The sequence below is a fragment of the Methanophagales archaeon genome (genome assembly GCA_021159465.1).
Taxonomy (GTDB): Archaea; Halobacteriota; Syntropharchaeia; order Alkanophagales; family Methanospirareceae; genus G60ANME1.
Genome location: JAGGRR010000178.1, coordinates 1 through 3,285, shown reverse-complemented (window position 1 = coordinate 3,285; position 3,285 = coordinate 1). Strand labels below are relative to the sequence as shown.

General features: G+C 39.9%; 5 protein-coding genes. All 5 read left to right on the top strand.

What is annotated here, in order from left to right:
• The coding region (locus J7J01_08020; GenBank protein MCD6210812.1) for an ABC transporter substrate-binding protein at window positions 1-1,163 on the top strand (1,163 nt) is incomplete at its 5' end.
• A gap of 56 nt (window positions 1,164-1,219) precedes the next feature.
• Window positions 1,220-1,930: a radical SAM protein gene (locus J7J01_08015; GenBank protein MCD6210811.1), complete on the top strand. Its 711-nt coding sequence runs from the start codon at window positions 1,220-1,222 to the stop codon at window positions 1,928-1,930.
• 126 nt (window positions 1,931-2,056) lie between these two features.
• Window positions 2,057-2,230, top strand: a complete 174-nt coding sequence (locus J7J01_08010) for a hypothetical protein (GenBank protein ID MCD6210810.1) — start codon at window positions 2,057-2,059, stop codon at window positions 2,228-2,230.
• Window positions 2,231-2,293: 63 nt separating this feature from the next.
• Window positions 2,294-2,683, top strand: coding sequence for a hypothetical protein (locus J7J01_08005; GenBank protein MCD6210809.1), 390 nt, complete (start codon window positions 2,294-2,296; stop codon window positions 2,681-2,683).
• On the top strand, window positions 2,637-2,948 hold the full coding sequence (locus tag J7J01_08000) for a hypothetical protein (GenBank protein MCD6210808.1): 312 nt from the start codon (window positions 2,637-2,639) through the stop codon (window positions 2,946-2,948). Before J7J01_08005 ends, J7J01_08000 begins: the two co-directional genes overlap by 47 nt.
• The last annotated feature ends 337 nt before the right edge of the window (window positions 2,949-3,285 follow it).

Genomic DNA, 3,285 nt, shown 5'->3' with positions numbered 1-3,285 from the left:
CCGCAGCGGCATACGAAAAGAAAATACCTTGTGATGCCGATGGAAATAACGAACTGACAAAGGAAGAGCTTGTTAATGCCATTCTTCCGTATATGCTCGATGAAGGCGATCTCAAATTGGACGATGTTGGAGATGCCGCATGGGTGTATGCATACTGGAATGGAAAACCGAAGGCGATTGTGGATTCTGCCGGTAGAACGGTAACATTATACAGACCACTGGAAAGAATAGCTGTGCTCAACTGGAATGCCCTTGAGGTGATGCGGTCGCTTAAACTGGAAAAAGAAAAGATAATCTGCGTATCAAAGAGTACGATCGGTAAGAAAAACTTCTTTCCTGAGTTCAAAGATAGTCCGAACGCAGGCAATGCATGGCGTCCTGATATTGAAAAGATTTTAGAGCTTGAGCCAGATGCAGTATTTATCTATGCAACACACTTTAAAACTTCCTGTGATGAAGTTCAAGAAAAACTTGAAGATGCCGGTATCACAGTGGTTCGTTTTGACTGCTTCAAGCCAGAAGATTATCTCGATGAGGTGAACAAACTGGGGTACATCATTGATAAAGAGAAAGAGGCTGAAGATTTCGTTGAATTCTATGAAGGATGCCTAGATAGTATTAAAGAGAAGGTGGAGAAGATTCCAGAGGATAAAAAAACCCGAGTCTACTTTGAAGGTTTCGGGAAGCCCTACAAGATCGGTGGAAAGGGCACTGCACTCCATCAAATTGTTGAGATGGCAGGAGGCAAGGATATCTTCGGCGATATTTCAGGTTATAAAGTTATGAACAAAGAAGAAGTGATGATGCGTGACCCTGAGGTTATAGTTAAGCAAGCACATACCAGAGGCAAGTATGGGTATAATGTGGACGACATAACATGGTTAAAGGATATATGGGATGAAATAAAGGGGCGCCCTGAGCTAGCGAACGTGTCAGCAGTGAAAAATAAAAGAGTGTACGTGATTATTAAAGAGCTCACGGGCGGAAAACATTTCATAGCTATAACATACATGGCAAAGTGGTTCCATCCAGAGCTTTTCGAGGACTTGGATCCAAAATCAATCCATCAGGAATATCTGACGAGATTCCAAGGATTGGACTACGATCTGGATGAGCACGGTGTGTTTGTGTATCATCCCGATGAGCATCCAGGAGGGAAGTAGGAGCATGCCTTTTTATCCTTTCTCCCCCCTCTTTCTTCTTTATTATTAAAGGTGAAATGAAAATCTCTTATCTATCCTTGTCGGGAAAAAGGTGCACTGTTCAGTTTTACGGTTGTAACTTCAGATGTAAAGCATGCTTTGCACTCGATAAGATGAACACATACACAGAAATAACTCCAGAGGGATTATTAACAGAAATCAAACAATTTAATATCGAAGAGGTTATGTTAGCCGGTGGAGAACCAACGATATACAAAAAAGAGCTTTTAGAGTTTATTAAATTGTCTGATATAAAAACAACCCTCTCTACCAATGGTTCTCTTTTGGATAGTGTCTTCGTAAGAGAAATGGAGAACGCGTGCCTGGATGAGATTCATATAGATCTAAAGGCGTTTACACCGGAATTACACGAGTGGTACACTGGAGAATCAAATGAAAGTGTTTTAAATGCAATAAAGCTGTTAAACAAAAGTAAACTTAATTTTGAAGTGATGACGGTCTTCATCCCGGGGATTGTTGAAAAAGAGGAGATAGAGAGAATAGCTAAGTTCCTATCAGGCATTGATGATAAAATAAAATATAAAATCATTAGATACGTTCCTGTTTGCAATGTATCAAGAAGACCAACGGAAGAAGAGATTAAAGAAGCGGTATCAATCGCCAAGAAATACCTCTGCACTGTAACATCCTCGCTGGAAGAACGCACACACCCATTAAAAAGCATTCGTTTGTATATTCCAAGTCAAGCGGAATCAACGCTAACCTGATGCCAATTGAAGAGATAGGGAAGACTACAGTATTATCTCATCTTGTTCTCTAACCAGGCTTATGATCTTCGTGTTCCTGGACATATTCATTGTACGCAGATTGCAAGCCCTACGGCAGGCATGGTTATGGCAGGAGAGATGTTCAGAGACGATTTATTTACTTCTAAGGAGGTTCTCCTCACTCTCTCCATCTTCATTGCCACGACGCTATTCATAATAACTTTTAATATCTTAACTGGCAGAGTGGCAATTATCCTCTACTTCTATTCACAACTAACCATCATGGAGAAACGCGAATGATACCCGGTGATGTATATTCTGTGCTGGTGAGCGCAGCAGAATTAGCACTGCATTTTTCTCAGTATGACCGTGCCATTTATGGTGTTAGGGGTTATTCTCGCGGAATTAATAGTTGCATTGAAGTTTGTGGATAAAATAGCCGTCATAGCGAGACCGCTCACAAATTTTGATCATTTAAGTGACGAATGCGGTACGGGTACGAGTTTTATAGCTGCTTTTGTATCCCCAACATCTGCCAATTCTATGCTTGCTGCATTTTACAACGATAAAATAATCGAGAAGAAGGAGTTATTCATCGCATCAATGATGACTTCTTTCCCCGTGATTGTGATGCACTGGCGTCCAATGCTCCCGATATTAATTCCATTGCAGGGTGTTACAGGAATACTCTATTATTTCCATATTAATGCTCGTAGGGTTGATAAAGACTTCGCTCATAATATTGGCTGGTAGATTTCTATTGGTTAAGAAGAATAGCAACTGCGGCAATACAAACATCCCAAAAGAAAAACGCCCGCCGTTAAAGACTGCTATAAAAGTGAGTTTACAAGCATCTAAGGGCACGATAAAGAGAATACTTATGATGACTATCCTAATAACATTTATTGTATTCATCTTACTCACAATTGGTGTTTTTGAGACTCTGGCATCTTATTTGAGCGGAATTGATACTTATTTCCCGATACCACCAGAGGACATAGGCATAATTGCGGCGTAATTCGGCAGCTTTATTGCTGGTGTAATCGTAACAGGTGATATGTTATCAACCGGCGTGCTTACAGGTAAAGGCTTCATCCTGACGCTCTTAGTTGGAGATGTACTCAAGGGTCTCCTAACAATGGTCAGGTTCTTGACACCATATTATGTTGGAATTTTGGTGAACAAAAACAGAGATAATAAAATGGCATTTTACTTCTCATTTTTAATATCATAAATATAAAGTTAAAAAATAATATTTTATAAAATAAAGTATGAAATAAAGTGAAGAGGTAAGATACGAAAGATGAAGATAACAGCAGTAATGTGGGGCAGTGATATGCCCCTTTTAATAGAGG

What these genes read in the sequence shown, in the direction of transcription:
- J7J01_08015 (MCD6210811.1), top strand. Translation starts at nt 1,220, where the DNA reads ATGAAAATCTCTTATCTATCCTTGTCGGGAAAAAGGTGCACTGTTCAG.
- J7J01_08010 (MCD6210810.1), top strand. Translation starts at nt 2,057, where the DNA reads ATGGCAGGAGAGATGTTCAGAGACGATTTATTTACTTCTAAGGAGGTT.
- J7J01_08005 (MCD6210809.1), top strand. Translation starts at nt 2,294, where the DNA reads ATGACCGTGCCATTTATGGTGTTAGGGGTTATTCTCGCGGAATTAATA.
- J7J01_08000 (MCD6210808.1), top strand. Translation starts at nt 2,637, where the DNA reads ATGCTCGTAGGGTTGATAAAGACTTCGCTCATAATATTGGCTGGTAGA.